This window comes from Staphylococcus sp. GDX8P54P (genome assembly GCF_017893165.1).
GTDB lineage: Bacteria > Bacillota > Bacilli > Staphylococcales > Staphylococcaceae > Staphylococcus > Staphylococcus borealis.
The window spans coordinates 1-3,210 of the sequence record NZ_JAESMM010000066.1; the positions used below are offsets into that span (position 1 = coordinate 1).

A 3,210-nucleotide genomic window follows, 5' to 3' on the forward strand; every position below is an offset into this window, starting at 1 on the left:
CACTACGTTCATGAGCTAAGACGGTTATTAAAAGAGAAGCAAATAGAGAAATTTAATCATAAACTTTTTTCTATTCATCTTTCAGATGTGTGTCCGAAATTACGCCCAGTCATTAGAACTTTAAGACGATTAATAACTTTCATTGAAAATACCATGACATATTCTAACCTGACCAACGGTCCGTTAGAAGGAATTAATAATAAAATCAAACTCATTAAAAGGGTATCTTTTGGTTATAGAAACTATAATAATTTGCGCAACCGAATTATTATAACTTCGCGACTATTTGCCTCAAAAACAAAAAGAGATTAAACAACCTAAAGTTGCTTAATCTCAATATTAGGACTCATCTGTCCGATTTGACGAAGAGCCTTTTTAGTTTAAATAATGAGTCCTATCTTCGAGTACCATAACCCTCTTTTAAATCATGCCAACCATTTGAAATGGCATTACCAATATCAGTGATTTCGCCAGTGATTTCACCAACAATCCCTTTACCACCATTGATATCTTTTAATTCTTTTTCATTTAGTGTTTTCATGGAATAGTCCTCCTTTAAATTATTTTTCTGTGAATTTATTAACTAAATTACCAATACCTTGTCCTATATTGCACATTATTCCATCTTCTTCAAAATTACCAGAACAACCAGTTTCACGACCACCATTGATATCTTTTAATTCTTTTTCATTTAGTGTTTCCATTGAAATAGTCCTCCTTTAAATAATTTCATCTTACATTTTATAAATTAACATCTGAATGTAAAGAGAATGTAAATATACAATTAAATGAGCTTTTTTTTGAATTTATTTTTTTTATCATCGAAATATTTTTAATAAATATCGTATATTAATATAAAATTAGTCTATTTTCATTTGAAGTTGCCATAAATTTTTATATATACCGTTTAAATGAATTAACTCATCATGTGTACCATTCTCAGCAACTTGACCCTCATTTAAAACATAGATATTATCAGCATTTTTTATAGTGCTTAACTTATGTGAAATAATAATTACGGTTTTACCACGTTGAGTTAGTAAGTCGGTATGCTCCATAATTTTGTTTTCAGTTAAGCTATCTAAAGCACTTGTAGCTTCATCAAAAATGTATATATCAGGATTTTTTAAAAATGTGCGTGCCAAAGATAAGCGTTGAGATTGTCCACCTGATAGATTAGCGCCTTCTTTTTCTAACATAGTATTAAACTGATCTGGGAATTTCTGTATAAAATCTAGGGATTCGGCTAACTGACAAGCCTTAACGATATCTTCGTCACTTTTGTATTTATTGCTACCATGTAAAAGATTATTTTTAATTGTATCAGCAAAAAGGAATGTATTTTGTGAGATATAGCCTATATTCTTACGTAAGTCGGAAAGGTCAATATCATCAATACTATAGTTATCAATTATAATATTACCTTCTGAAGCAGAGTAATAGCGATTGAGTAACTTACCTATAGTTGATTTACCACTTCCACTTTCACCAACAATAGCAACCTTTTGCCCTTTTTTAATATTTAAATTAATATCCTTCAATACCACACTTCGAAAGCCATACTGAAAGTCTAAATTTTCAATGCGAATGTTGTTTTTAAAAGTATAAGGTTGTTTAGAAGTATATAATTCATTTTCGGTTTCTAAATCAGTTATTTCAGCAATACGACGTGCTGCAACAAATGAAGATTGCAGTGTCGGTTGAATATTTATGAGACGTTCAATAGGATCAAGGTAATAAATAGTTAAGGCATTAAAAGCTAATAAACTACCTAACGTCATACTATCTGTCATGACTAAGTAACTACCAAGCCATAATATAACAAGACTGATAGTTAATTTTAAAAAGTTGTTAACCGTTAATTGTATATTAGAAAATCTACCCAGTTTTAATAAGTTTTTAATAATACCGTTAAATTTAGTAGTACCCATGTAGAAACGATCGTCTTCAGATTGATAACTTTTAATAGTATTACTACCATCAAAAGATTCTATTAAATATGAACTCAATTCAGCATCCTTTTCAGCCACCTTTTGATTATATTTTTCAAAAGGTTTACGTAAAGTGTAACTACAAATAATAAAACAAGGTATAAAAATAATTGTTATCAGTAGTAACAAAGGACTTTGCATATAAAGTAATATAGCACCGATAATAATCATGAAAGTATCAACTAACAACGTTACCGTTGAAGATGATAAAGCTTCACGAATTTTAGATGTATCCATGAAACGTTGTAGGATTTCGCCAGATTTACGTGTATCAAAAAAGTTCATCGGAAGATGTAAAACATGATAAAAGTAATCTTTCATTAAATTAACATCGATTTTCAAACTTAAATGTAAAATAAGTTGAAACCTTAAATAATTAATGAATGCATTGATTATGTATAAAAGTAAAATACCTAAGCTAATAATATGTAAATTTGTAAGAACATTGGATGGAATAATATGATCAGTTAATAATTTAAAATATAGAGCCCCGACAATACCAACAACATTAATAAATAGTGAGATAAAAGCAATAAATAACAACTTCCCATAATTATTTTTAAATATATCAATGAAAATATTAAGATACGAGGGTGATTCATTGTCAGTAGTAAAATCATCTGTTTTATCAATTAATACAGCAATATTAGTCCAATATTTTCCAAATTCAGTACTTGATAACTTATATTTACCTTTAGCAGGATCGACAACATAAAGCGTGTTATTTTTTATTTTTTCAATAATGATATAGTGGTCATAACTTTGTTGATTAATAATATGTACCATAACTGGTAATTGTGCTTGTTTTAAATCATCAAAGGAATCAGCTTTTACACCAGTTAACTCAATACCAATCTTTTTACCTGCTTGTACGAGACCATATAAATTTGTACCTAATTTATCTGTCTTAGCATATTCGCGTAAACGTGGGATGGACACACGCTTACCATAAAACTGTGAAATCATGGCAAGGCAAGTAGGACCACAATCCTTTTCATCGTATTGTCTTATAAATTTTATAGCCATCATAATAAGTCCTTTCAATAAAAGTTTAACTCTATTTTAATAAGTATAAATAGTTAGTATTAAACATAAGTTAAGTAATCCTTTTGATAATGTTAAAAGCACTAAAAAGTAAAAAAATGTTTGTCTATATGTCTACTTGTGGTACACCCTAATCATACAAACAGCGTTATTATGTCAATTTACTTGCTATATG

The 3,210-nt window shown here is 28.8% G+C and carries 3 protein-coding genes and 1 pseudogene; 1 reads left to right on the top strand and 3 read right to left on the bottom strand.

Annotated elements, in window-relative coordinates; translation table 11 throughout:
- Positions 1 to 331: pseudogene (locus KA909_RS13030) on the top strand (transposase); the annotation flags it as partial.
- A gap of 63 nt (positions 332 to 394) precedes the next feature.
- Here KA909_RS13030 and KA909_RS13035 read toward each other — a convergent pair.
- From KA909_RS13035 to KA909_RS13045, 3 genes are all read right to left on the bottom strand, one after another.
- Complete coding sequence (locus KA909_RS13035) at positions 395 to 541, bottom strand: bacteriocin (protein WP_070855109.1); 147 nt, start codon at positions 539 to 541, stop codon at positions 395 to 397.
- Positions 542 to 560: 19 nt separating this feature from the next.
- The gene (locus tag KA909_RS13040) at positions 561 to 704 is read right to left on the bottom strand and encodes a bacteriocin (RefSeq protein WP_193839577.1); all 144 of its coding nucleotides are present in this window, start codon (positions 702 to 704) and stop codon (positions 561 to 563) included.
- A 156-nt stretch (positions 705 to 860) separates the two neighbouring features.
- Positions 861 to 3,017 carry a peptidase domain-containing ABC transporter gene (locus KA909_RS13045; protein WP_210130305.1) on the bottom strand — a complete coding sequence of 719 codons (2,157 nt, stop codon included), beginning with the start codon at positions 3,015 to 3,017 and terminating at the stop codon, positions 861 to 863.
- Between the last annotated feature and the right edge of the window lie 193 nt (positions 3,018 to 3,210).

Coding starts and splice junctions, on each gene's coding strand:
- KA909_RS13035 (WP_070855109.1), bottom strand. CDS start 541: ATGAAAACACTAAATGAAAAAGAATTAAAAGATATCAATGGTGGTAAA.
- KA909_RS13045 (WP_210130305.1), bottom strand. CDS start 3,017: ATGGCTATAAAATTTATAAGACAATACGATGAAAAGGATTGTGGTCCT.
- KA909_RS13040 (WP_193839577.1), bottom strand. CDS start 704: ATGGAAACACTAAATGAAAAAGAATTAAAAGATATCAATGGTGGTCGT.